Origin of the sequence: Mesorhizobium sp. M0514 (assembly GCF_040321145.1) — a bacterium.
GTDB lineage: Bacteria > Pseudomonadota > Alphaproteobacteria > Rhizobiales > Rhizobiaceae > Mesorhizobium.
Genome location: NZ_JAMYQZ010000074.1, coordinates 1 through 22731 on the forward strand (window position 1 = coordinate 1; position 22731 = coordinate 22731).

General features: G+C 63.8%; 26 protein-coding genes. 10 read left to right on the forward strand and 16 right to left on the reverse strand.

From position 1 onward, the window contains the following. From NKI61_RS24710 to ehuR, 9 genes are all read right to left on the reverse strand, one after another. A partial coding sequence (locus tag NKI61_RS24710) for an aminopeptidase P family N-terminal domain-containing protein (RefSeq protein ID WP_352841340.1) occupies positions 1-627 on the reverse strand: 627 nt, incomplete at its 3' end. A 38-nt stretch (positions 628-665) separates the two neighbouring features. Then, a complete protein-coding gene (locus NKI61_RS24715; protein WP_352841342.1) occupies positions 666-1658 on the reverse strand; it encodes a cyclodeaminase in 993 nt (330 codons plus the stop codon). A 232-nt stretch (positions 1659-1890) separates the two neighbouring features. After that, complete coding sequence (gene eutB, locus NKI61_RS24720; protein ID WP_023749754.1) at positions 1891-2877, reverse strand: hydroxyectoine utilization dehydratase EutB; 987 nt, start codon at positions 2875-2877, stop codon at positions 1891-1893. A 5-nt stretch (positions 2878-2882) separates the two neighbouring features. Then, a complete protein-coding gene (eutA, locus tag NKI61_RS24725; protein WP_023682672.1) occupies positions 2883-3662 on the reverse strand; it encodes an ectoine utilization protein EutA in 780 nt (259 codons plus the stop codon). An 8-nt stretch (positions 3663-3670) separates the two neighbouring features. Further along, complete coding sequence (gene ehuD / locus NKI61_RS24730; protein WP_023709687.1) at positions 3671-4330, reverse strand: ectoine/hydroxyectoine ABC transporter permease subunit EhuD; 660 nt, start codon at positions 4328-4330, stop codon at positions 3671-3673. Further along, positions 4330-4989, reverse strand: a complete 660-nt coding sequence (gene ehuC / locus NKI61_RS24735) for an ectoine/hydroxyectoine ABC transporter permease subunit EhuC (RefSeq protein WP_023667875.1) — start codon at positions 4987-4989, stop codon at positions 4330-4332. Before ehuC ends, ehuD begins: the two co-directional genes overlap by 1 nt. A gap of 201 nt (positions 4990-5190) precedes the next feature. Next, complete coding sequence (ehuB, locus tag NKI61_RS24740) at positions 5191-6042, reverse strand: ectoine/hydroxyectoine ABC transporter substrate-binding protein EhuB (RefSeq protein ID WP_023704762.1); 852 nt, start codon at positions 6040-6042, stop codon at positions 5191-5193. 63 nt (positions 6043-6105) lie between these two features. After that, positions 6106-6891, reverse strand: a complete 786-nt coding sequence (gene ehuA, locus NKI61_RS24745) for an ectoine/hydroxyectoine ABC transporter ATP-binding protein EhuA (protein ID WP_352841345.1) — start codon at positions 6889-6891, stop codon at positions 6106-6108. 124 nt (positions 6892-7015) lie between these two features. Continuing rightward, a complete protein-coding gene (gene ehuR / locus NKI61_RS24750; protein WP_023732236.1) occupies positions 7016-8401 on the reverse strand; it encodes a MocR-like ectoine utilization transcription factor EhuR in 1386 nt (461 codons plus the stop codon). 83 nt (positions 8402-8484) lie between these two features. Between ehuR and NKI61_RS24755 the strand changes: the two genes are divergently transcribed. The 4 genes from NKI61_RS24755 (at position 8485) to NKI61_RS24770 (ending at position 13123) form a co-directional block, all read left to right on the forward strand. Beyond that, positions 8485-8976, forward strand: a complete 492-nt coding sequence (locus tag NKI61_RS24755; protein ID WP_352841347.1) for an Lrp/AsnC family transcriptional regulator — start codon at positions 8485-8487, stop codon at positions 8974-8976. A 130-nt stretch (positions 8977-9106) separates the two neighbouring features. Continuing rightward, entirely contained in the window at positions 9107-10600 is a 1494-nt protein-coding gene (locus tag NKI61_RS24760; protein WP_352841349.1) for an NAD-dependent succinate-semialdehyde dehydrogenase, read from the forward strand. A 31-nt stretch (positions 10601-10631) separates the two neighbouring features. Further along, positions 10632-12011 carry an aspartate aminotransferase family protein gene (locus NKI61_RS24765; RefSeq protein WP_352841351.1) on the forward strand — a complete coding sequence of 460 codons (1380 nt, stop codon included), beginning with the start codon at positions 10632-10634 and terminating at the stop codon, positions 12009-12011. Between the two features lie 8 nt (positions 12012-12019). Then, a complete protein-coding gene (locus NKI61_RS24770; RefSeq protein WP_352841353.1) occupies positions 12020-13123 on the forward strand; it encodes an alcohol dehydrogenase family protein in 1104 nt (367 codons plus the stop codon). 38 nt (positions 13124-13161) lie between these two features. Here NKI61_RS24770 and NKI61_RS24775 read toward each other — a convergent pair whose 3' ends face one another. Then, a complete protein-coding gene (locus tag NKI61_RS24775) occupies positions 13162-13299 on the reverse strand; it encodes a hypothetical protein (protein WP_352841356.1) in 138 nt (45 codons plus the stop codon). Between the two features lie 178 nt (positions 13300-13477). On the opposite strand from NKI61_RS24775, the gene NKI61_RS24780 reads away from it, so the two are divergent. From NKI61_RS24780 to NKI61_RS24805, 6 genes are read left to right on the forward strand one after another with little or no spacing between them, the layout of a single operon-like run. Continuing rightward, on the forward strand, positions 13478-14149 hold the full coding sequence (locus NKI61_RS24780) for an amino acid ABC transporter permease (protein WP_352841358.1): 672 nt from the start codon (positions 13478-13480) through the stop codon (positions 14147-14149). Continuing rightward, positions 14149-14820 carry an amino acid ABC transporter permease gene (locus NKI61_RS24785; protein ID WP_352625494.1) on the forward strand — a complete coding sequence of 224 codons (672 nt, stop codon included), beginning with the start codon at positions 14149-14151 and terminating at the stop codon, positions 14818-14820. Before NKI61_RS24780 ends, NKI61_RS24785 begins: the two co-directional genes overlap by 1 nt. Before the next feature lies 1 nt (position 14821). Beyond that, complete coding sequence (locus NKI61_RS24790) at positions 14822-15556, forward strand: amino acid ABC transporter ATP-binding protein (protein ID WP_352841360.1); 735 nt, start codon at positions 14822-14824, stop codon at positions 15554-15556. Positions 15557-15558: 2 nt separating this feature from the next. Continuing rightward, the gene (locus tag NKI61_RS24795; protein WP_352841361.1) at positions 15559-16485 is read left to right on the forward strand and encodes an isoaspartyl peptidase/L-asparaginase; all 927 of its coding nucleotides are present in this window, start codon (positions 15559-15561) and stop codon (positions 16483-16485) included. 11 nt (positions 16486-16496) lie between these two features. Continuing rightward, complete coding sequence (locus NKI61_RS24800) at positions 16497-17288, forward strand: transporter substrate-binding domain-containing protein (protein ID WP_023695228.1); 792 nt, start codon at positions 16497-16499, stop codon at positions 17286-17288. Continuing rightward, entirely contained in the window at positions 17282-18304 is a 1023-nt protein-coding gene (locus NKI61_RS24805) for a LacI family DNA-binding transcriptional regulator (protein ID WP_352841363.1), read from the forward strand. Before NKI61_RS24800 ends, NKI61_RS24805 begins: the two co-directional genes overlap by 7 nt. An 81-nt stretch (positions 18305-18385) precedes the next feature. Here NKI61_RS24805 and NKI61_RS24810 read toward each other — a convergent pair whose 3' ends face one another. Genes NKI61_RS24810 through NKI61_RS24835 form a run of 6 tightly spaced genes read right to left on the reverse strand, consistent with a single transcriptional unit; the run spans position 18386 to position 22725 of the window. Continuing rightward, positions 18386-19645, reverse strand: coding sequence for an ABC transporter substrate-binding protein (locus NKI61_RS24810; protein ID WP_023692246.1), 1260 nt, complete (start codon positions 19643-19645; stop codon positions 18386-18388). Positions 19646-19681: 36 nt separating this feature from the next. Beyond that, entirely contained in the window at positions 19682-20110 is a 429-nt protein-coding gene (locus tag NKI61_RS24815) for a hypothetical protein (protein ID WP_352841365.1), read from the reverse strand. Next, positions 20107-21162, reverse strand: coding sequence for an aldo/keto reductase (locus tag NKI61_RS24820; protein ID WP_352625487.1), 1056 nt, complete (start codon positions 21160-21162; stop codon positions 20107-20109). The genes NKI61_RS24815 and NKI61_RS24820 overlap by 4 nt, the downstream gene beginning before the upstream one ends. Next, positions 21159-21512: a TIGR04076 family protein gene (locus NKI61_RS24825; protein ID WP_023682686.1), complete on the reverse strand. Its 354-nt coding sequence runs from the start codon at positions 21510-21512 to the stop codon at positions 21159-21161. The genes NKI61_RS24820 and NKI61_RS24825 overlap by 4 nt, the downstream gene beginning before the upstream one ends. Then, positions 21513-22001, reverse strand: coding sequence for a DUF3830 family protein (locus tag NKI61_RS24830; protein ID WP_352841367.1), 489 nt, complete (start codon positions 21999-22001; stop codon positions 21513-21515). A 1-nt stretch (position 22002) separates the two neighbouring features. After that, a complete protein-coding gene (locus tag NKI61_RS24835) occupies positions 22003-22725 on the reverse strand; it encodes a GntR family transcriptional regulator (RefSeq protein ID WP_023682687.1) in 723 nt (240 codons plus the stop codon). Between the last annotated feature and the right edge of the window lie 6 nt (positions 22726-22731).

The following is a 22731-nucleotide window of genomic DNA, read 5'->3' on the forward strand; positions in this document are numbered from 1 at the left end:
GCCGTCGACGCCGCGCGTGCCGGCATCGTAGATCTCGGCGACCAGATCGCATTTGCGCATGCCGACCTGGATCTTGTCGACGATGCGCTGGTGCATGGCTTCGACGATGCGGGCCGCCTTGCGCATATAGTCGATTTCAGTCGGGCTCTTCACCGCGCGCTGCCAGTTGACCAGCGCTGTCGCGTCGACGAAGCGGGCGTTGGGCAGGTGCTTCTGCAACGCGGCGAAGGCGGCAGCCGAGAACCAGTAATTGTCCATCTCGACGCCGATGGTCAGCTTGCCCCAGCCGCGATCACTAAGCACGCTGGCCAAAAAATCCATCGGGTGGCGCTCGGTCGACTGCACGTAGTGGTCGGCATAGCCGACGATGTTGTCATGCGCGAGATAGGCGGTGCGCTTGGCGCCATTGGCATCCTGGCCGCGGCCGTACCAGACCGGCTCGCCCGATGGGGGCACAATCACTGCTTGGTGCACATAGAACGACCAGCCATCGTAGCCGGTCAGCCAGGCCATGTTGGAGGGGTCGCTGACAACCAGGAGATCGACGCCCTTCACCTCCATGGCTTTCCGCGTCTTGGCGAGGCGATCCGCAAATTCGGCGCGCGAGAATTTCAGGTTCGGTTGCATTGTTCTTGGTCCTCGTTTGTTGGGCCTTGCGGCCAGCATCAGCTTTCAAAAATGGTTCCGGCATTGGCCGCCCGCGCCCGGTCGCGAGCGAGCGTGGCGATCGCCGTATCCTGCACGCCGGTGCCGGTGAGGTCGGCAATGGTGATATCGCTGGGTGAGCGCCTTCCGTGCCGTTCGCCGGCGATGATCTGGCCGAGTTCGGTGACCGCGGCATCGGCTCCCATCACGCCCGATGCGATGGCGTGATGCAGTTCTCCCAGACGCCGTGTCTGCTTGGCGCTGTCGGCGACATAGAGATCGGCCATGCGCAGGATCGCCGGCGCGATCTCGTTCTTGTGTTCGGCATCCGAGCCCATGGCGGTGATGTGCTGCCCGGCAACGACAAAGCCGGCCTTGATCAGCGGCTCGGTCGACGGCGTGGTGGTGACGATGATGTCGGCGCCGATGGTTGCTTTGGCTGCATCCGGCTCGGCGCGCACGAGAATGCCGAGCTTTTCGCGCAGCGCGCCTGCGGCCGTCTGCGCCTTGACCGCATCGCGCGCCCAGATACGTGCCTCGGCGATCGGCCGCACCAACATGAGTGCTTCGAGTTGCAGCCCGGCTTGCACGCCGGCGCCGAAGATTGCGGCGACGGACGAATCCGGCCGCGACAGATGCTTCGCCGCGACGGCGCCGGCAGCAGCGGTGCGGACATCTGTGAGATAGCCATTGTCCAGCAGCAGCGCCTCGACCACACCGGTTCTTGCCGAGAGCAACACCATCATGCCGCCCCCGCTGGGCAGACCGAGCTTCGGATTATCGAAGAAGCCGGAGCTTATCTTGACGGCGAAACCGTCTATTCCAGGCACATAGGCGGACTTCACATCCACCTCGCCGCGCTGCTCGTGAATGTCCAACCGCAGAATCGGCGGCATCGCCAGCGGCAATGTGGCGAGCGCGCGGAAAGCGTTTTCGACGCAGGCGACCGCGTCGAGATCGAGCGTCACGATTGTGCGCAGTTCCTTCTCGGTGAGGATCGTCATCCGGCTCATGCGACGCGCTCCGCGAAGGCGCGCACTGCGAAGGATAGTGTTCCGTCACCCCCCCCTCTGGCCTGCCGGCCATCTCCCCCGCAAGGGGGGAGATTGGACTGCACTCCTGCCTTCGCCAATCTCCAGCGCAGCAAGAACAGCGACCGCATCGAAGCTGCCGATCTCCCCCCTTGCGGGGGAGATGTCCGGCAGGACAGAGGGGGGTGGGCGGGAATTCGGCGTGGGAGAGTTTTCATGCCGCGCGCTCCGCGATTGCGTCACCCCAGACGATCTTGCGATGCGTGTTCATGTCGATATTGCGGCCCGAGAGAAGAACGACCACCGGCCCGGTCGCCTTGACCTTCCCGGCAAGCAGCGCGGCGATGCCGACCGCGCCGGCGCCTTCGACGATCTCGCGCTCCTGTTCATAGGCATGGCGGATGCCGGCGGCGATCTCGTCCTCGCTGAGCAGGATGACGTCGTCGAGCAGATCGCGGCACATGGCGAAGGTCAGCCGGTTGCCGAGACCGATGCCGCCGCCGAGCGAATCCGCCAGCGTCGGCAGTTCTTCCACCTCGACCGGGCGACCGGCATCCAGGCTCGCCTTCATCGCAGCACCACGCGCCATCGAAACGCCGATGATTTTTGTCCCGGGGCTGACGCCCTTGACGGCGGCGGCGATGCCCGAGGCGAGTCCACCACCGGAGAGTTGCACCAGGACGAGAGCGGCATCCGGGACCTGCTCGATCATCTCCAGTCCGAGCGTGCCTTGCCCTGCGATGATGGCCGGGTGGTCGAAGGGCGGCAGCATCACCAGTCCCTCCTGCGCCACCAGCCGTTCGACCTCCTGCTGCGCCTCGTCCTGACTGTTGCCGATGATGCGGACATCCGCGCCAAGCCGACGGATTTCGTCGAGCTTGTTGCCCGGCACCAGTCGCGACATGCAGATCACCGCACGCATGCCTTCGAGCTTCGCGGCATGGGCCAGCGCACGGCCATGATTGCCGGTCGACGCCGCGACCACGCCGCGCGCCTTCTCCTCGGCGCTCAGCGAAGCAATGGCATTCGAGGCGCCGCGCAGCTTGAAGCTGCCGGTGGTCTGGCGGTGTTCAAGCTTGAGGTGGACGGGGATGCCCAGTCGTTCGGAAAGGCTGTGAGATAACCCTGTCGGCGTGCGTTCGATTTTGCCGGCAATTCGCTCCCGGGCGGCACGAATATCGTTAAGGGTGACTGTCGTCATGATCGTCAATCGCGCGGCAAAGGCAGCGTCATCAGACGGCCAAATTCGGGATGCGACGTCCCGTCGCCACACAACCGCAAACAATTCCAGGCGCTGGCCTGATTGCTGGTGACGACCGGGCGGTCGATCGCCTGTTCCATCCCGGGAACCGCGAGCGCTCCGCGCAATGCGGTGCAGGACACGAACAGTGCATCGGCCTGCGCATTCGTCGCCTCACGAGCCAGGTCGGCGATCGCTGCCGGCGCAATGCGCGCCATCTCGCGATCGTCCTCGAAGCCGAGGCAGGTGAAGCTGACGATCTCAAAGCCGCGCTCGGCGAAATACGTCGCCATCGGTCTGGAGGTTTCTACGGTGTAAGGGGTGAGGATGCTGATCTTCTTGGCACCCAGCGCCTTCAGCCCGCGCACGCCTGCCATGGGCGGCGTGACCACAGGAACACCCGGCTTGGCAGACTGGATCGCCGCCTCGATCTCGGCGTCGCCAATCACCACCGAGGCCGAGGTGCAGGAGTAGCAGATCGCGTCGAGCGGCTCGTCTGGCAGGATCAGCGCGGCGCCCGCCGCCAGCTCCGGCTGCATCTTGCGAAGGTTTTCCGGCGTCGTCGGATTCTTGTAGGGAATGCGCGCGACATAGACGCCGATGCGCTCGCTCGCCACCATGCGGCGGAAATCCGGTTCGCTGGTGTGGTCGGTGGCAAGGATGATCAGGCCGACGCGCTTTTCCAGCGGGCGCGCATCGAGCGCCGGCCTTGTCGGCATCAGCCTGATTTCGGGCAGCGGTTTCATCTTGAGAATTACCTTTCGATCTTGCCGTAGCGATGTTCCAGCCAGCGCAGCAGCACGACCGAGAAGAGGCTGATGACGAGGAAGAAAGCGCCGACCAGCGTGATCGGCTCAATGTAGCGATAGTAGGTGTTGGCGACGCTCTTTGCCTGGTTCATCAGCTCCAGCACGGTGATTGCCGATAGCAGCGGTGTCTCCTTGAACATCGCGATGAAATAATTGGCCAGCGCCGGGATCATCGGTGGGATCGCTTGCGGAATGATGATGTTGGTCCAGGTCTGCGTGGCGCTCAGATTGCAGGCCTTGGCCGCCTCCCACTGGCCGCGCGGCACGTTGTCGATGCCGGCGCGATAGACTTCCGCCGTGTAGGTGCCGTAGTGCAGGCCGAGCCCGATGACGCCGGCGACCAGCGGCGGCAACAGGATGCCGAAATCCGGCAGCACGTAGAAGATGAAATAGAGCTGCACCAGAAGCGGCGTGCCGCGGATGAATTCGGCCGCCCAACCAACGGTGCGCGACAGCGCCTTGTTGGGCGAGCGTCGTGCTAGCGCGATGCCCAGACCCACGACAGCGGCCAGCACGGAGCCGAGCAGCGTTGCCAGGATGGTGATCTTCACGCCCTGGATCAGCGTCGGCAGGATCTCCCAGACGAAGTTCCAGTCCCAATCCATCAGACGCGCACCCCGTCGAGGCCGCGCGCCATGCGGCGTTCCAATGAACGCACGCCCCAGGAGATGATCAGCGCCAGGGCGAAATAGATGATCAGGATGGTGGTGAACGGCGCCAGCGTGTTACCGGTCTGCGAGCGCACGACCTGCGCCTGAAAGGTGAGATCGGCGAGCGAGATCAGCGACACCACGGAGGTCGCCTTGAGCAGTTCGATGGCATTGTTGCCGAAGGTCGGCAGCATGACCAGCAGCGCCTGCGGCAGGATGACATGGCGCATGCCTTGCCAGCGGCCGAGGTTGAGCGCGATGCAGGCCTCATATTGTTCGCGGCCGACCGACTGGATGGCGCCGCGTACCACCTCGGCCGCATAGGCGCCGACATTGAGGCCCAGCGCCAGCACACCCGCCTGCAGGGGGGTCAGTTCGAGGCCGATCAACGGCAACACGAAATAGGCAAAGAACAGCTGCACGAAGATCGAGGTGCCGCGGAAGAATTCTATATAGGCGGTGGCCAGCCAGCGCAGCGCAAAGAAGCGCGACACGCGGCCCATGCCGGCGAGGAAGGCCATGATCAGGGCGAGCACCGACCCCATCAGCGTCAGCTCGATGGTGACAAGCGCTCCCTGCAATATCAGGCCGAGGTAGCCGGACCACTGGGTCATTCGGGTTCCAACGTTGGCGGTTAGCTTCCTTCTCCCCGTTCACGGAGAGAAGATGCCAGTCCACCCTCCGAAGCTGCAGCGCAGCTGCTGCGGAGGACGGGCAGGCAGATGAGGGGCAGCGCTAGCATAACAGAACTTGGCGCCGCCCCTCATCCGGCCCTTCGGGCCACCTTCTCCCCGTTGAACGGGGAGAAGGAAAAATCACTTCGCCGCGCAGAGCTTGTCCCGCGTGGTCGACATCGCGGCTGCGGCCGAGAAGCCGTAGGGCTCGACGATCTTGGCGAACTCGCCGGATTTCTTCAGCTTGGCGAGCTCGACATCGAAGGCGTCGCGCAGGGCCTCATCGCCTTTCTTGAAGGCGGCGCCGTCGCAATAGACCGGCGCGCCGACCACCGGGGCGATGACTTCGAGGTTCGGATCGTTGGCTTTCTTGACGAGGTCGTTGATCGACAGGACGGGAAGCGAATAGGCATCGATGCGACCGTCCTGCAGCATCTTCAGGCCGCTCTGGCCGTCCGGCACGACGATGACGCGCTCGCGCGGCACGCCGGCGTTGAGCGCCAGCTTCTCCTCCGTGCCGCCACCGGGCGCGCCAATGGTGGCTGACGTGTCCTTGGCGACGTCCTCGTAGCTCTTGAAGCCCTTCGGATTGCCCTTCTTCACCAGCATCGCCTCGGCGTCGCACAGCACCGGCTCGGAATAGACGACCGCCGCGCAACGCTCCGGCTTCATGAACAGGCCGGCGGTGACGACGTCGAAGCGGCCGGCCTGCAGGCCGGGGATCATCGCGCCATATTCGGAGATCGAAGCGACGATGTCGGCAACACCGAGACGCTTGAAGACCTCGCGCGCCACGTCGGGCGCCGCACCCGAAACTTTGCCGTCGGCGGCGACCGCCGTATAGGGCGGCTCGTTGGCGATCGCGACGCGGGCAAAGCCCTGCGCCTTCAATTGCTCGAGCTTGCTGTCATCGGCCGAACCGGTGCTCGACGCGGCGAGCACCGCCGTCAGTGCGAGACCGGCGACGCCGGCCAGAATGCCAAGTTTCTTCATTGTTCCCAACTCCTTGTTGTCTTCTTGGTTTTGTCTGGGGCGGTCTTCCGCCCCGCAAAGCGGTCAGACACGATGTCCGGCCGCGATGATCTTCTTCAGGAAGCCTTGCGTGCGCTCCTGCTTTGGATGGCGGAAAATCTCGTCTGGTTTGCCCTCTTCGACGATCTTGCCGCGGTCGAAGAACAGCACGCGGTCGGCGAAGTCGTGGGCAAAGCCCATCTCGTGGGTGACCAGCAGCATGGTCATGTCGGTCTCTGCGGCGAGCTTGCGCATGACATTCATCACCTCCTCGACCAGCTCCGGATCGAGGGCCGACGTCACCTCGTCGAACAGCATGATCTTCGGCGACAATGCCAGCGCACGGGCAATCGCCACGCGCTGCTTCTGGCCGCCGGACAGCTGCGCCGGCATCGACTTCGCCTTGTCAGCCATGCCGACCATGTCGAGCAGTTCCATGGACCGCTTTTCAGCGGCGGCGCGAGGCGTGCCCTTGGTCAGCATCGGCGCCAGCGTGACGTTATCCATGACGCATTTGTGCGGAAACAGATTGAACAGCTGGAAGACCATGCCGATCTTCTGCCGCATCTTGGTCAGGTGCCGCTCGTCGGCGGGCAGCAGCTGGCCGTTGCGCTCCATGTGGTAGAGCTGCTCGCCATCGATCTGGATATGGCCGCCGTCGATCTTCTCCAGCGTCATCAGGATGCGCAGGATCGTCGTCTTGCCCGAGCCGGACGGGCCGATCAGCGCCAGCTTCTCGCCGGGCATGACCTGCATCGACAGGCCGTCCAGTACCTTGAACGAGCCGAAGCTCTTCGAAATGGCGTCGACCTTGATGATGGGTGAGGACAAATGAATTTCCCCTGCTGGAGAAGCCTGTGCCCTTAACGATGCGGAACGCGCCAAATCATGTCAATTGGGAAAATAAAATCATGACAATATTTCCGGCGCTGCATGATTCCAGAGCAATTCCCGCTTAGATTGCGAGCAGCAGATGCTCCGGATCGCCAAGCAGCAACTTGGTGACAACGCCGAGGCCGGCGCGCAGTTCCCCCTCGGTGGTCGAGCCGAGCGAGATGCGCACCGCCGGATGCCAGGGCGCATCCGAGATGCGGAAGGAGGTGCCGGGCGCGATCGCCACGCCTTGCAGGCGGGCCTGGGCGACGAAGCTTTCCTCGGCACGGTCCGCGGGCAGTTGCAACCAGACATGCAGCCCGTCGCGCCTGGCGCGATAACCAACCCCGCCCAGCACCTCGGCTGCGATGTCCTGGCGGCGGCGCAATGCCGCGCGCTGCCAGCGAACGAGTTCCATCGCCGTGCCGTCGGTCACCCATTTGGTGGCGATCTCGGCCACCAGCGGCGTCGCCATCCAGTTCGACACCAGATGCCGGTTGGCCACCGCCGCGACATAGCGGTCGGGCGCCGCGAGATAGCCGATGCGCAGGCCAGGTACGGTGATCTTGGTGAAGGAAGTGACGTAGAGCGTGCGCTCCGGTGCGAAAGCCGCGACCGGCGGCGGCCGGTCCTCGACGAGCGGACCCAGCACATCGTTCTCGATGATGGCGATGTCGTGCTTGCGCGCGACCGCGGCGATCTCTTCGCGCCGCCGAGCGTCCATCAGCGTCGCCGTCGGGTTGATCACCGACGGTTGCACGAATACCGCGCGAATGTCGGTGAGCCGGCAGACCTCGTCCAACGCCTCCGGGATCAGGCCATTGCCGTCGATCGGCAGGCCTTCCAGGTTGAAGCCGAGATAGCGCGCCAGCGGCACAAGCGTGTGGTGGCCGATGGCCTCAGTGGCGACGGTCGAGCCCGGCGGCGCCACGCTCATCAGCGCTACGGTCATCCCAGCAGTGGCGCCGTTGGTCAGGCTGATGTTCTGCGCGGAGACGTCAAGCCCGCACAGTTTCAGCCATTCGACCGCCACCGCGCGGTGGCGCGGAAACACCATGTTGGGCCGAAACGACAGCGCCGAACTCGATGGCAGGTTTTCGGCCAGCCAGCCCAGCGCCTGCTTCAGCCGCTCCAGATGCATCGGCTCGCAGACCGGCTTCAGGATCGATAGGTCGATGACCTCGCCGAGGCGCTCCGGCAGATAGGGCGGCTCCGGCTCACGGCGCTGCGTCTGGACAAAGCTGCCGCGGCCGATCTCGCCCGAGATGAGGCCGCGCCGGATCAGTTCCTCATAGGCGCGGCTGACGGTCTGCACCGACAGTTTCAGATCGTCGGCCAGCCGGCGATGCGTCGGCAGCCGCGCGCCATTGGCCAGCCGCCCGTCATGAATGGCGCGCGCGAACTGGTCGGCCAGCGATTGATAGGCTGGCCGGCGGAGGAGCGCGGGGTCGGGTTGCCATAATGTCATGACTTATTAGAGATCGAAATCAGTGCAATTGACAATCGAAATAATGCGCCGTCATGGTGATGCCGACAAAAAAGCGGACGCCAATGACATCAGCGAAACTCGACGAGATCGACCTCAGGATACTCGACGTCATCCAGCGCGACGGGCGCATCACCAAGCTGGCGCTGGCCGAACAGGTCGGGCTGTCGCCGACGCCGTGCTGGATGCGGTTGCGCAAGCTGGAGAAGGCCGGCATCGTCTCGGGCTATCACGCAAGGATCGCCATGCGCGTCGTGGCGCCGGTCGCAACGGTGCTGATGGAGGTGACGCTGGCCAGCCATCGCCAGGCCGATTTCGACCGCTTCGAACGCGTCATCCGCGACATCCCCGAGATCGTCGCCTGCTGGTCGGTTGGCGGCGGCGTCGACTATGTGGTGAAGGTGATGGCGCGCGACATCGACGCCTATCAGCGGCTGGTCGACGGCTTGCTGGAGCGCGAGATCGGCATCGACCGCTACTTCACCTACATCGTCACCAAGACGGTGAAGGAAGAGATCGTTCTCCCCATCGCCGACCTGCTGCCCGCATCGTCGTGAAGCCGGAGAGAATATCTGCCGGAACGACACAATAGAGAGACTCTCTCTCCTTCAAGCCATGCAAACAGCCTCTCTGTCTGCTTCTGGCCGATAGTCTTCCCGCATCAGTCCGAACCGGGAGGCCTCGACCATGTCCGCGCATTTCGCCCGCTCGCATCGCCACGAAGCGCTTGATCTCCTCGCCGACCGCCGGCTGCTGCGCGAGCTCGCCTATGTCGACGGTCACTGGACGGCAAGCGGAGCGGCGAAGAGTTTCGAGGTTACCGATCCGGCGACCGGCACCACTGTCGCATTTGTCGCGGCGCTCGATGCCGGGCAGACGACCAAAGCAATCGACGCCGCCGCACGTGCCTTTCCGGCTTGGCGTTCGTTGCTGCCGCAGGAGCGGTCGAGAATTCTGCGAAAATGGTTCGAGCTGATCATCGCGGCGAAAGACGACCTTGCCCTGCTGATGACTTTGGAACAAGGCAAGCCGCTGCAGGAATCGCTCGGCGAAATCGACTATGCCGCCTCCTTCGTCGAATGGTATGCCGAAGAGGCAAAGCGCCTCAACGCCGAGAGCGTCACCAGCCATCTGCCGAATGCCGAGATGATGGTGAGGCGCGAGCCGCTCGGCGTTGTCGGCGTCGTCACGCCCTGGAATTTTCCGGCGGCGATGCTGACCCGCAAGGCGGCCGCCGCACTCGCCGCCGGCTGCACCATCGTCGCGCATCCTTCATCCGAGACGCCGCTGTCGGCGCTGGCGCTGGCTGAACTCGGCGAGCGCGCCGGCCTGCCCGCCGGTGTCTTCAACGTCATCACCGGCAAGGCAGCGACGATCGTCGGGCGCATGTGCGAAGACCCGCGCGTCCGCGCCATGAGTTTTACCGGCTCGACGGAGATCGGCCGGTTGATCGCCGCACAGTGTGCTCCGACGATGAAGCGGCTGGTGATGGAGCTTGGCGGCCATGCGCCGCTGATCGTCTTTGCCGACGCCGATGTCGACAACGCAGTGAGCATTGCCATCGATGCCAAGTTTGCAACGTCAGGCCAGGACTGCCTTGCCGCCAACCGCATCTATGTCCAGCGCCCGATCTACGATCGCTTCTGCGCCGCCTTTGCCGAGCGCATCGAGGCGCTGCGGACCGGCAATGGGCTTGTCGAAAAGATCGATATCGGACCGCTGATGCATGAGCGCGCCGTGACCAAGGTCGAGGAACAGGTCGCCGATGCCGTCGCCCATGGCGCGCGCTGCCTCACCGGCGGCAAGCGGCATCAGGCCGGGCCGCTGTTCTACCAGCCGACGTTGCTGGCCGATGTCAGCGACGAAGCGCTGATCATGCGCGAGGAGACCTTTGGGCCGGTCGCCGCCGTCACGCCGTTCGACAGTGAGGACGAGGTGATCGCCCGTGCCAACGCCACAGAATATGGCCTCGTCGCCTATGTCGTTACCGAGAATGGCGCCCGCCAGCAACGTATGGGCCGCGCGATCGACTACGGCATGGTCGCCATCAACCGCGTCAAGATCACCGGAGCGCCGATCCCCTTCGGCGGCGTCAAGCAATCCGGCATCGGCCGCGAAGGCTCGCGCCACGGGCTCGAAGCTTTCACCGATCTGAAGTACCTCTGTCTGGACGTCACATAGTCCGTCCGGCCATCTCTCAAGGAGTCAAAAAATGCTCGACCAGTCCAACGAACTCAACGCCTGGGATCGCGACCATTTCTTCCATCCTTCGACCCATATGGGCACGCATGCGCGGGGCGAGAGCCCGACCCGCATCATGGCCGGCGGTGAAGGCGTCACCGTCTGGGACAACAATGGCAAGAAGAGCATCGATGCCTTTGCCGGTCTCTATTGCGTCAATGTCGGCTATGGCCGCCAAAAGATCGCGGATGCCATCGCCACCCAGGCGAAGAACCTCGCCTATTACCACGCCTATGTCGGCCACGGCACCGAGGCTTCGATCACACTGGCCAAGATGATCATCGACCGCGCGCCGAAGGGCATGTCGAGGGTCTATTTCGGCCTCTCGGGTTCGGATGCCAACGAGACCAACATCAAGCTGATCTGGTACTACAACAACGTGCTTGGGCGGCCGGAGAAGAAGAAGATCATCTCGCGCTGGCGCGGCTATCACGGCTCGGGCGTGATGACGGGATCACTGACCGGGCTCGACCTGTTCCACAACGCTTTCGACCTGCCGCGCGCGCCGGTCCTGCACACGGAGGCGCCCTATTATTTCCGCCGCGCCGACCGCTCGATGAGCGAGGAGCAGTTCTCGCAGCATTGCGCCGACAAGCTTGAAGAGATGATCCTGGCCGAAGGTCCCGAAACCGTCGCCGCCTTCATCGGCGAGCCGATCCTCGGTACTGGCGGCATCGTGCCGCCGCCGGCCGGCTACTGGGAGAAGATCCAGGCGGTGCTGAAGAAGTATGACGTGCTGCTGGTCGCCGACGAGGTGGTGACGGGCTTCGGCCGTCTGGGCACCATGTTCGGCTCCGACCATTACGGCATCAAGCCGGACCTCATCACCATCGCAAAGGGGCTGACCTCGGCCTATGCGCCGCTGTCGGGTGTCATCGTTGCCGACAAGATGTGGCAGGTGCTGGTGCAGGGCTCCGACAAGCTCGGTTCGCTCGGCCATGGCTGGACCTATGCCGCGCATCCGATCTGCGTCGCCGCAGGTGTCGCCAATCTCGAACTGATCGACGAACTGGACCTGGTAACGAACGCCGGTGAGACCGGCGCCTATTTCCGCGCCGAACTCGCCAAGGCTGTCGGCGGCCACAGACACGTCGGCGACGTGCGCGGCGACGGCATGCTGGCGGCGGTCGAGTTCGTCGCCGACAAGGACGACCGTGTGTTCTTCGATGCTTCGCTCAAGATCGGGCCGCAAGTGGCGACAGCACTTGCCGCCAGCGGTGTCATCGGCCGCGCCATGCCGCAGGGCGACATCCTTGGCTTCGCGCCGCCGCTCTGCCTGACGCGTGAGGAAGCCGACATCGTCGTTTCGAAAACTGCCGATGCCGTCAACAGCGTGTTTGCCAACCTCTGAGATCGACGATGAATGCCATGACCAAGACCCTCCCCGCCACCATGGCCGCCGTGCTGCTCACCGGGCATGGCGGACCGGAAAAGCTCGTCTATCGCACCGATGTGAAAGTGCCTGTGCCTGCCGCCGGCGAGGTGCTGGTCAGGGTCAGCGCTTGCGGTATGAACAACACCGATGTCTGGGTACGCCAGGGCGCCTATGGCACGGAGGAGGACGCTGCCGCCGTGTCGACGTGGCGGCGGCAAGGCAACACGCTTACCTTCCCGCGCATCCAGGGCACCGACACGGTCGGCACCATCGCTGCCGTCGGCGAAGGCGTTTCCCCGGGCCGTATCGGCGAACGGGTAATGGTCGATTTTTCGATCTACAACCGCGACGACGATTCCCTCGCCGACATCGACTATATGGGCCACGGTCGCGACGGCGGGTACGCCGAGTACCAGACGGTGCCGGGCGAGAATGCGCATGTCGTCGATACTGACATGAGCGACGTCGAACTCGCCACCTTCTGCTGCGCCTACCTCACGGGCGAGCAGATGCTGGAGCGCGCCGGGCTGAAAACCGGCGAACGCGTGCTGGTCACCGGCGCCTCGGGCGGCGTCGGTTCCGGCATCGTGCAGCTGGCGCGGGCGCGCGGCGCCATTCCCTACGCCGTCGTCGGCAAGGGCAAGGAGCAGGCGGTGCGCGACATCGGCGCCGAAGCGGTTATTACCCGTGGGGTTGCCGATCTTCCCGCCGCCGTGAATGAAGCCACTGGCGGCCAGCCGATCGATGTGGTCGCCGATCTCGTCGGCGGCGCGATCTTCAACGACCTGCTGCGCATCCTGCGACCTGAAGGCCGTTACACCACGGCAGGCGCCATCGCCGGCCCGGTCGTGCAGCTCGATCTCCGGACCATGTATCTCAAGCAGCTGCAACTGCATGGCTCAAGCCAGGGCACGCGCGCCGACTTCCGCCGCATCATTGGATACATCGAAGCGAAGAAAATCCGGCCGCTGGTAGGCGGTGTCTACAAACTGTCCGATTTCCACAAGGCGCAGGCCGACTTCATCTCCAAGGATTTCGTCGGCAAGCTGGTGGTTGTGCCGGACGCCATGTGGAACATCCGCGCATAACGGCTCCCAACGTCAGAGCGCGTCGTAAACGGCATCAATCAACACCTTGCGGCGTGGATCGACGCGTCGAAACCCAGCATGCGGTTGGTGACGTAGCCGAATCCGACACCGGCGCCGGGATCGGCAAAACCGAGGGCGCCGCCCCAGCCGCCATCGCAGCGACGCGCGGCTGGCATAGGCGGCGTCGTCGAGTTGAAAGCCGGCGGCGAATTGTCGGCACTTGAGACATAGCGCGCATGAGGCGAACCGGAATCATCGCAACGAATGCAATCCACAGGCCGGCAACCAGACCCTGCATCTTGACAGACGAGGCGAAAGCCAAAAGAGTGAAACCGGTTTCACTGGGGACCGCCGGTGCATTTCGATCTGTCCACTCTGCTCCCGCATCTGGGTTTTCTGGCGCGCGGCGCCGAACTTACGGCGGCGGCTTGCGCGCTGTCGCTGGTGGGAAGCGTCGTCATGGGCGCGTTGGTGGCGATCGCACGCACCTCCGCCTCGGCACTGCTTCGACGGATCGCCTTCGTCTATGTCGATCTCTTCCGCAATGTGCCGTTCATCGTCCAGCTGTTCTTCTTCTATTACGGCCTGCCCGAGCTCGGCATTTACATCGATGCCTTCACCACCGGCGTCGTGGCGCTTTCCATTGCCGGCGGCGCCTATGCCTCCGACATCATTCGCGCCGGCATCCTCGCCATAGACCAAGGCATCATCGACGCCGCTGAAGTGAGCGGCCTGTCCAGGCGCAAGATCTTCACCCGCATCGTGCTGCCGATTGCGCTGCGCACCTCCGTGCGACCGCTCGGATCCGTGCTCATCAACATGATCCTGACATCCTCGATCCTTTCGACCATCACGCTCAACGAGCTCACCGGCTCAGCCCAGATCGTCGTCTCGCAGACCTATCGGCCCTTCGAGGTCTATGTGGTGCTGCTTTGCGCCTACGCGGCCCTGACCTATCTGGTCTCGCTGGGCGTCACCCTGCTCCACCGCAATCTCAATCGGGACATGATGGAGGCGGTCGACTGATGCGGTTCAGCGACTTCACCTCCTACGACCTGATCCTGCTGGCGCAAGGTCTCGGCACCAACATCGCGCTGTTTCTCGTCACCTCTCTGATCGGACTGCTGATTGGCCTGAGCTGGGCGTTGGTGCGGTTCTACCGTGTGCCGGTTCTGGCCCAGGTCGTCACCTTCCTGTCGGAGCTGTTGAAGAACTCGCCGGTGTTGGTGCAGCTGTTCCTGGTGTTCTTCGGCCTGCCGGCGCTGTTGCATATAAGGGTGACGCCGGTCACCGCAGCGACCATCACTCTGTCGGCGAACACCGCGGCATTCGTCTATGTCATCGCGGTCTCGGCGATCGAGTCGATCGAACGCGAACAGGTCGAGGCCGCGCGTGTCTTCGGCCTGACTCGGTGGCAGGTCCTGCGCCATATCGTTTCGCCCCAGGCTGCCGCCTTCGCGGTCGGCCCGCTCGTCGCGCTGCTGGTCAACCAGCTTCAGGTGACGTCGCTGATTTCTGTCATCGGCGTCGTCGACCTGACCAAGATTGGCCACATCCTCAACATGCGAACCTTGAAGCCGTTCGTGGTCTGGACCGTCGTCGGGCTGCTCTACTATGGCGCGGCAAAGCTGGTCGCCCTGCTTGGCGAGCGTCTTGAAAACCGCCTGCGGGCGCGCAGCGCCTGGCGGGGGCTTTAACATGCTCAAGATCGAAAACGTGCACAAAGCGTTCGGCGAGGTCACTGTGCTGGACGGCGTCGACCTGACGATCGCGCCCGGCGAAGTGGTCTCGATCCTCGGGTCGTCGGGGTCCGGCAAGTCGACACTGATCCGTTGCATCAACGGCCTCGAAAAGCTGAAGTCGGGCCGCATCACGGTCGACGATTTCGATGTCAGCAATCCGAAGGAGCTGGCCGAGGCGCGCAAGCGCTCAGGCACCGTCTTCCAGCTGTTCAACCTCTATCCTCATATGAGCGCGCTTCAGAACATAACGCTCGCCCCGGTCGAGGTGCTGAAGATGGCGCGCCCTGAGGCCGAGGCGCTGGCGCGCAAGCTGCTCGAGTCCGTCGGCCTCGCCGATCGGGCCAACGCCTACCCGGCGCAGTTGTCGGGCGGGCAGCGCCAGCGTGTCGGCATCTGCCGGGCGCTCGCCATGCAGCCGCGCTATCTGCTGCTCGATGAAGTGACCAGCGCGCTCGACCCGGAAATGACTTCCGAGGTGCTGGCCATCCTGGCAAAGCTCGCCGCGCAAGGCACGACGATGCTGTTCGTCACCCACGAGATCGAATTCGCGCGCGAGATTTCCAACCGCATCGTCTTCCTCGACAAGGGCAGGCTGGTGGTCGATCTGCCAACGGATCGTTTCTTCGCCGCGGACGGCGGCCGGGCGCAGCCGCGGGTTGCGCAGTTTCTCTCCAAGATGCGCAAGGACTAGGAATGCTGCTGTTAGCCAACAACGAAGCATGGCCGGGATTCGAAACCTCGGTGCAAATGCTGCGCGATGGCGCCGTCAGCCTGGACGCGATGGTTGCCGGCATCGGCATGGTGGAGAAAGAGGTCAAGGTTCGCAGCGTCGGTTATGGCGGCTGGCCGAACATGCTGGGCGAGATGGAGTTCGACGCCGGGGTCATGGACGGCAATACAAGAGAGGTCGGTTCAGTCGGCGCCGTGCCAAGGACCTTGGCGGTCGCTGCCCTGGCGCAGCAGGTAATGAAGCGCCTGCCGCATGTGATGCTGACCGGCGAAGGGGCGCGGCGCCTTGCCAGCGAAATCGGTTTTGCCGAAGACGAAGTCTTGTTCGAGGACAGCAAGCGCGTCTGGTGGGAGCGGCTGCAACAGGAACTCACACCGCAACAGCTGGCGAAATTCCCCGATATCGATCTGGCGCCGCTCAGCCGTACTATCACCGATCCCGAGCGGGTCCGCGACACCACCGTCTTCCTGTCGGCGGATGCGCGGCGCGGCATCCATGCCGCGACTTCGACCTCGGGCTGGGCCTGGAAATATCCGGGCCGGCTCGGCGATTCTCCCATTCCCGGCGCAGGCTTTTACGCCGACAGCCGCTATGGTGCGGCGGCGTGCACCCATACCGGCGAGATGACGATGCGCTGCGCCACCGCACGGACCGTCGTGCTGGCCATGAAGCTTGGCCGATCCCTGTCGGATGCGGTCGCGCTGGCGGTCGAGGAACTGGCTGAACTCGACACCGGCTTCCTGGCCGGAGTGGTCATCCACGCCGTCGACGCCGAGCAGAACCACGAGGTGGTGAATTTCAGATGCGAGGGCGAGGTCCGCTACTGGCTCTGGAAGGATTCCATGCCCGCACCCGAATTGCGGGCAGCAAAACGTGTCACTAGAAAATAAGGAGAGGAACCATGAAAACCGTACTGCGTGCCTTCGCCGCGCTGGCCATCGTGGCCGGTTCGGCTTTTCCGGCCCTTGCCGGCATGATTGACGACATCCGCTCACGCGGCACCATTCGCATCGGCGTATCGCTCGGCGGCGAGCCGATCGGCTTTCGCGATGCACAAAACAATCCTGTCGGCTACGATGTCGATGTCGCGACGCTGCTGGCGCAAAAGCTCGGGGTGCCGGTCGAGTTCGTCGACGTCTCGGGCGATGCCCGTATTTCCATGCTGGTGTCGGGACAGATCGATGTCGCGGTCGCAAACACCTCGGCAACGCTCGAGCGGGCCAAGACCGTCAACTTCACCATCCCCTACAACCGGGCCGGGCTGCGCGTCATCGTCCAGAAGGATGCCGGGATAACCGACCTCAAGGGGCTCGCCGGCAAGAAGGTTGTCGTCGGCCGCGGCACCACGGGCGAAACCTTCCTCAAGGCGGCCGTGCCGGAAGCAGAGCTCGTCTATGTCGACCAGTTCGCGCCCGACGGGGTTCTGCAGCTGCAACAGAAGCGCGTCGATGCGGCGATCGAGGATTCCTCGCTGCTCGATTACCTCGCGACCAAGACACCGAGCCTGGTGACGCTGCCTGGCCTCTATTCCAACGATCCGATCGGCATCGCGGTCGCCAAGGGCGATCCCGAATTCGTCCGCTGGCTCGACATGTTCGTGTCCGACTTCATCCAGTCGGGCACCTATGAGACGACCTACAAGAAGTGGTGGGGGCCGGACTCCAACCCGCCGGCGCTCAACCCGCTGTGGTGACACCCACTACCGGTAACCGATCGGCGCACACTCGAGGCGCCGTCGCAACGATCGCCGATGTCGCGCGGCTGGCAGGCGTGTCGCGTGCCGCGGCCAGCCGTGCGCTGTCGAGCGGACCGCGACCGGTCTCGGCGGACAAACGCGAACGTGTCGTGCAGGCCGCCGCGCAGCTCGGCTACAAACCCAATCTCCTGGCGCAAAGCCTGACCACCAAGACCGTCAATCTGGTTGCCGTCGTGGTCAACCACATTCACGACCTTTCAGATCTCGACCTGTTCGACCGGCTGCTCGACGCAATCCAGTCGATCGGCAAGCAGGTCATCCTCATCCGCATCGGCTCGGCGGAAGGGGTCGAGGATTTTCTGCGCAACGGCGTTGCCTATCATGTCGATGCCGCCGTGGTGTTCTCCGACTTTGCCGATGCAGCGACGGTGCGGCGCATGTTTCGCTCGGACCTGGTCATCATGCTGAACGGACTGCATGACGATCTGTCACCCACCGTCATTCCCGATGAAGGCGTCGGCATCGCCGAGGCCGTGGCGGATGCGGCGGCCAAGCGCGCGCGCACGGCCAGCCTGCTGACCGGCCGTTCGTCCTCGCGGGTCGAACAGCTGCGCATCGGCCACTACCTCGAAGCGTTCCGGCATCATGGAATTGAACTGCTGCAGACGGTCCAGGGAGACTATTCCTACGAGTCGGGCTATGCGGCAGCCGCCGGCCTGACGGGACGCGGCTGTCCCGATGCGGTCTTTTGTACGTCCGACGCGATGGCCATGGGTGTTCTGGATGTCTGCCGGGCGGATTTCCCCGACGACCGGCCCAGCCGCTTCCGCCTCTATGGCTTCGACAATGTGTCCCTGACCAATTTCGACGCCTACCCGATATCGTCAATCGGCTACGACAAATCAGACTATGTGGGTCATATCGTCGGCGCCCTCTCCAATCCGCAGGTCTTCATGCCCGGCCAGCCGCCTGTCGTTATATTGACCCGGCTGATTTCGCGCTTGACCGCGTAACTAGCGCCGATGTTGGACTGCTTGTCCGGCGTCGATCTCCCAGAGATCGAACGGAGATCGCGCCGGACAATGTACCGGCGCCTACTGCAATTTCGCCTGCAGCGCGTTGACGTCGTCGGTTGTCATTTCACCGTCGGTCGTCACCTTGCCGTCGACGATCTTCCACAGCCGGAACGGACCGGTGATGTCGCCATATTTGTCGAAGCTGACCGGACCGATGACGCCTTCATAGCGGATCGGCTTGCCGTCCTTGATCAGGCCGAGCGCCTTGGCGAACTCGTCCTTGCCGGCATAGATCGGTGTGCCGGCAGGATCGACCGCCTTGTACATGGCATCCTTGATCTTGGCTGGATCCTCGGAGCCGGCAATGGCAATGGCGAGACCGACAATGGCGCCGGCATCATAGGAACGGTCGGCTGCCGGGTTCGACGGTTCGATGCCCGAAAACTCCTTGTAGTTTTTCAGGAAATAGTCGGTGGATGCCGTCGGGCTGGTGCCGGAAGAGGTACCATAGGCATCCTTCAGATAATCGGCGCCGACGGATTCGATGAAGTCCGGGCTGTTCATACCGTCATTGAGCAGGAATTTCTGCACGCCGCCCTGCGATATCCAGGTGCGGGCGACCGTTGCGCCGTCGACCGGCGTGCTGACGAGGTAAAGTCCGTCCGGCTCGCCTCCCATCGCCGCCGTCACTTCCGAAGCATAGCTCGACTGCTTTTCGTTGTAGGGCGTGTCGGAGACGATGGTGCCGCCGAGCGCTTTGTAGGCACGCGAGAATTCGGCCACCATGTTGACGCCGAAGTCGTTGTTGACATGGATGATCGACAGTTTCTTGAAGCCCTTGTCGATGGCGTATTTGGCGGCGGCCACGCCTTGCAGCGCATCCGACGTGATGGTGCGGAAGAAGATGCCGTTGGTCTTGCCGTCGCGGCCAAGGGCGGTCAGCGTCGGCGAGGACGAAGCCGGCGACACCTGCACGATCTTGGCCGGCCCGGTGACCGAGGTCAAAATCGGGATCGACACCGAGGAGATGATGCCGCCGATGATCACCGGCACCTTCTTGACCTGTACCAGCTGGGTCGCGGCATCGACCGCGATATTGCCCTGGCTCTGGCTGTCGCGCGTGTCGGTTGCGAGATCGCAGCCGCGTACGCCACCGGCTTCATTGATGTCGCGGAAGGCCATTTCGACGGACTTCGCGCCAGCCTGGCCATATTCGCCGGCAGGGCCGGTCAGCTCCATGACTAGGCCGACGGTGATCTTGCAGTCCGCTGCGTGTGCGGCGCCGGCCATCGTCACGAGAGCCAGTGCTGTGGTGATTTGAAGTATCGTCTTCTTCATTGCCGTTCCCCTTTTCTTGTTTGAACTTTTGCCTGTTCAGCCTTCCGGCGCCTGCAGCCAGGTCTCATGCAGATGCCGCCATTCGACGCCGTTTGGTGCCGATGAACTGGTGGTGAAGACCGCACTGGACTGCCGGCGACTGGGTTTGCCGGCGCGCAGTTGCGCCTCGATGTAGAAGATGACGATCGTGTCCGCGTCCTGCCAACCCGGCCTGATGTCCTCGATCGATATGGCAAAACCGTCGTCGCAAGTGGCGCGGCTTGTCCGGACATGATCTACGACCGCGTCGCGATCGAGGATCTGGCCATTCGGCGCCACCATGGTGAGGCCTTCGCCCATGACAGCCTCGAAGCGGCCGAACTCCACAGCGTCGGCTCGCGCGGCGACAAACCAGTCGACGAAGAAGCGATGCAGGTCGATGATTTCAGCGCTGGCACGCGAAAAAAGGGAAGGCTCTCCGCTCATTTCTTCCCCGCATTGAGGTTGTAATGCATAATCGAGCCGTGGCGGCCATGACGGTCGCGCTCCAGCGCGTAGACATCGCCCGCGAGGCCGGTGCCTTGTGCGATGGCGGCAGCAATCCGCGCGCGATCGTCGGCGTCGAGCGCGACGTCCATGATTTTCGTATTGGCCAGCGCATGTGCCTGGTTGCGCGCACCCACAATGACGGCCGCGACCTGCGGCTGCTCGAGCACCCATGCCGAGGCGATGGTGGCGATGTCGACGCCGTGGCGATCGCCGACCGCTTTCAGCGCCTTGAGCAGGGACTGGAACAGCTCCCAGCCGCCGAAGTCGTCGATGATCAGCTTGTATTTGACCAGCGAGCGGTTTTCGAGCGGCGTGGAGGGCTCGGCCACGCCAAGCCATTTGTCGCTGAGGAAGCCGCCCGCCACCGAGCCGTAGCAGAGGAAGCGGACACCGTTCTTAGCGGCAAGGCCCGCAAGGCTGTTTGCCGGCCGCTGGTCGAGCACTGAATATTGCAGTTGCTGGCTGACCAGCGGGATGCCCGCGGAGAGGATTTCGGCTAGCCTCGGCGTATCGAAATTGGTGGTGCCGAGATTGCGCACCTTGCCTTCCAGCCGAAGCTCGTCGAGCCAACCCATCGCCTCGACGTAACGAGGCTGGTCATAATCCCACCAGTGAAACTGCACAAGATCGATCCGCTCCGTCTTCAGCCTGCGAAGCGACTGATTGACGATGCCCCTGATGTAGTCGCGGCTGATGCTTGCCAGTCGTTCGAGGTCCGGCACCAGCTTGGTGTGCACCTTCATCCTGGCCGCAACATCGAGACCGCGCTCGCCGGCCAGCCGCAGGCGCGCGGCGCCGATCAGTTCCTCGACGCCGGTGTAGATGTCGGCGCAATCATAGGTCCAGATGCCGGCATCGAAGGTGGCGATGAGGTCGGTCACGGCCTGCCTGCGGTCGATAGCGCCATGGCCGCCGGCCAGCTGCCAGCCGCCGCGGATGACGCGCGAGATCGTATAGCCGGGGCTGAGTTCGACGGTCCTGGCGCTCATCTTTTGTCGGTCTCCTTCGGCAGCGGCACAGCCGTGGTTTGGGCATGGCTGAACCGCCGCTTGGCCAGCCTGACGATCCGCAGCCGGCTGGCGCAATTGGGATCGGGACAGGCGATCTCGGCATCCGAGGTCATCCAGTCATTTGCATGCGTCGGGCGCTGCTTTGCCGCCAGGAGCGGCAACACGGCGGAGATCGAGTAAATCGAAAAACCCTGCCCCGCCGGCAGCGACAGCATTTCGCCCTTGAGTTCGAAATAGTCGCCGGCCCTGGCGCCGCAATAGACCGGCTTGCCCTCGGGGATGACCGCTTCGACGCGCAGATCGAAGAGTTCGAAACTGTCGTCGGCCATTCAGGCCTCCACCAGGCTGAAGGTGATGTCACAGGCGCCGTTGCGGCGGATGACGCCGCAGGCGGCGGCAAACTGATCGCGCTCTCCGGCAAGCACTTGCGCGACCACGCTGCCGGCCAGCCAGCCGATCGGGAACAGCAGCCGCGCCCCCTGCCCGTAGTACAGGCCGATATCGAAGATGGCATTGGGATTGCCGCCCCACACGCGTGGCGGCACATAGGACAGCACGATATCGCCGGGCTGCGGCGTCAGCGTTGCATTCTCCGGTGGCAAAGACTGGGCATAGGCCTGGCCGTGGAGATCGGCTGACGGAACCGGGCACGAGATTTCCGGTCCTGTCCACATCGCATGGATGCCTGGGATGATGCGTGGCTGCGCCAGATAAGCCAGCAGGAAGGCGGCATTCTCCGGCGCCTCTTCGGGCAATAGCAGCGCCGTCACGGAAAGCTTCGAGCGTGGTTCTGTGATGCCGATGGCGGGCTTGGGCATGTCAGTCCTTCGCCGATTGAAGTTTGTCGCGCAGGAAGGCGAAGGGGCGGCTGATGTCGGCTACCAGCGCCTCGCGCGCCGCTAGCGCATCCTGTTTGGCAAGTGCCGCGACAATGCCGCGGTGATAGTGCGCGGTATCGACCTCCCCGGCCTCGGAGAAGGCATAGATGGCGACGCGGATGCAGGGTCCCGATTGAAGCCAGAGGCTTTCGATCATCGGGATCAGCACAGCCGAGCCGCAGCAGCGGTAGATCTCAAAATGGAAGCTCTGGTTGAGCGTCGCTTCGCGGTCGATATCCTTCTTGTGCTTCAGGGCCCGCATCTCGTCCCACTCGCCCAGCATGGCTTCGATCGAAGCGATCTGGCGCGGGCTCATACGCGTGGCGGCAAGCGCGATCGCTTCGCCTTCGATGAGTGAGCGGGCGCGCAGGAGGTCGTCGATGCGCTCCAGCGTGATCGGCGGCACGCGCACCGAGCGGTTGGGCAGCGCCTCCAGCGCCTTTTCCGTGATCAGCCGTCCAAGCGCTTCGCGTACCGGCATGGTCGAGGTGACCAGCGCATCGGCGAGACCGCGGATAGTCAGCACCTGGTTTGGCTCGAAAAGGCCACCGATCAGAGCACGGCGCAACTCGGAATAGACGCGATCCTGCACCGTCTCGCGGCCGACCGGCGTAAGCTGGGCTGCGATCGTCCCGTTGTTCTTGTCGATGGCAGCCTTCTGCATTACCGG

Coding starts and splice junctions, on each gene's coding strand:
- NKI61_RS24715 (WP_352841342.1), bottom strand. CDS start 1,658: ATGAGCCGGATGACGATCCTCACCGAGAAGGAACTGCGCACAATCGTG.
- eutB (WP_023749754.1), bottom strand. CDS start 2,877: ATGACGACAGTCACCCTTAACGATATTCGTGCCGCCCGGGAGCGAATT.
- eutA (WP_023682672.1), bottom strand. CDS start 3,662: ATGAAACCGCTGCCCGAAATCAGGCTGATGCCGACAAGGCCGGCGCTC.
- ehuD (WP_023709687.1), bottom strand. CDS start 4,330: ATGGATTGGGACTGGAACTTCGTCTGGGAGATCCTGCCGACGCTGATC.
- ehuC (WP_023667875.1), bottom strand. CDS start 4,989: ATGACCCAGTGGTCCGGCTACCTCGGCCTGATATTGCAGGGAGCGCTT.
- ehuB (WP_023704762.1), bottom strand. CDS start 6,042: ATGAAGAAACTTGGCATTCTGGCCGGCGTCGCCGGTCTCGCACTGACG.
- ehuR (WP_023732236.1), bottom strand. CDS start 8,401: ATGACATTATGGCAACCCGACCCCGCGCTCCTCCGCCGGCCAGCCTAT.
- NKI61_RS24755 (WP_352841347.1), top strand. CDS start 8,485: ATGACATCAGCGAAACTCGACGAGATCGACCTCAGGATACTCGACGTC.
- NKI61_RS24760 (WP_352841349.1), top strand. CDS start 9,107: ATGTCCGCGCATTTCGCCCGCTCGCATCGCCACGAAGCGCTTGATCTC.
- NKI61_RS24765 (WP_352841351.1), top strand. CDS start 10,632: ATGCTCGACCAGTCCAACGAACTCAACGCCTGGGATCGCGACCATTTC.
- NKI61_RS24770 (WP_352841353.1), top strand. CDS start 12,020: ATGAATGCCATGACCAAGACCCTCCCCGCCACCATGGCCGCCGTGCTG.
- NKI61_RS24775 (WP_352841356.1), bottom strand. CDS start 13,299: ATGCCAGCCGCGCGTCGCTGCGATGGCGGCTGGGGCGGCGCCCTCGGT.
- NKI61_RS24785 (WP_352625494.1), top strand. CDS start 14,149: ATGCGGTTCAGCGACTTCACCTCCTACGACCTGATCCTGCTGGCGCAA.
- NKI61_RS24790 (WP_352841360.1), top strand. CDS start 14,822: ATGCTCAAGATCGAAAACGTGCACAAAGCGTTCGGCGAGGTCACTGTG.
- NKI61_RS24795 (WP_352841361.1), top strand. CDS start 15,559: ATGCTGCTGTTAGCCAACAACGAAGCATGGCCGGGATTCGAAACCTCG.
- NKI61_RS24800 (WP_023695228.1), top strand. CDS start 16,497: ATGAAAACCGTACTGCGTGCCTTCGCCGCGCTGGCCATCGTGGCCGGT.
- NKI61_RS24810 (WP_023692246.1), bottom strand. CDS start 19,645: ATGAAGAAGACGATACTTCAAATCACCACAGCACTGGCTCTCGTGACG.
- NKI61_RS24815 (WP_352841365.1), bottom strand. CDS start 20,110: ATGAGCGGAGAGCCTTCCCTTTTTTCGCGTGCCAGCGCTGAAATCATC.
- NKI61_RS24820 (WP_352625487.1), bottom strand. CDS start 21,162: ATGAGCGCCAGGACCGTCGAACTCAGCCCCGGCTATACGATCTCGCGC.
- NKI61_RS24825 (WP_023682686.1), bottom strand. CDS start 21,512: ATGGCCGACGACAGTTTCGAACTCTTCGATCTGCGCGTCGAAGCGGTC.
- NKI61_RS24830 (WP_352841367.1), bottom strand. CDS start 22,001: ATGCCCAAGCCCGCCATCGGCATCACAGAACCACGCTCGAAGCTTTCC.
- NKI61_RS24835 (WP_023682687.1), bottom strand. CDS start 22,725: ATGCAGAAGGCTGCCATCGACAAGAACAACGGGACGATCGCAGCCCAG.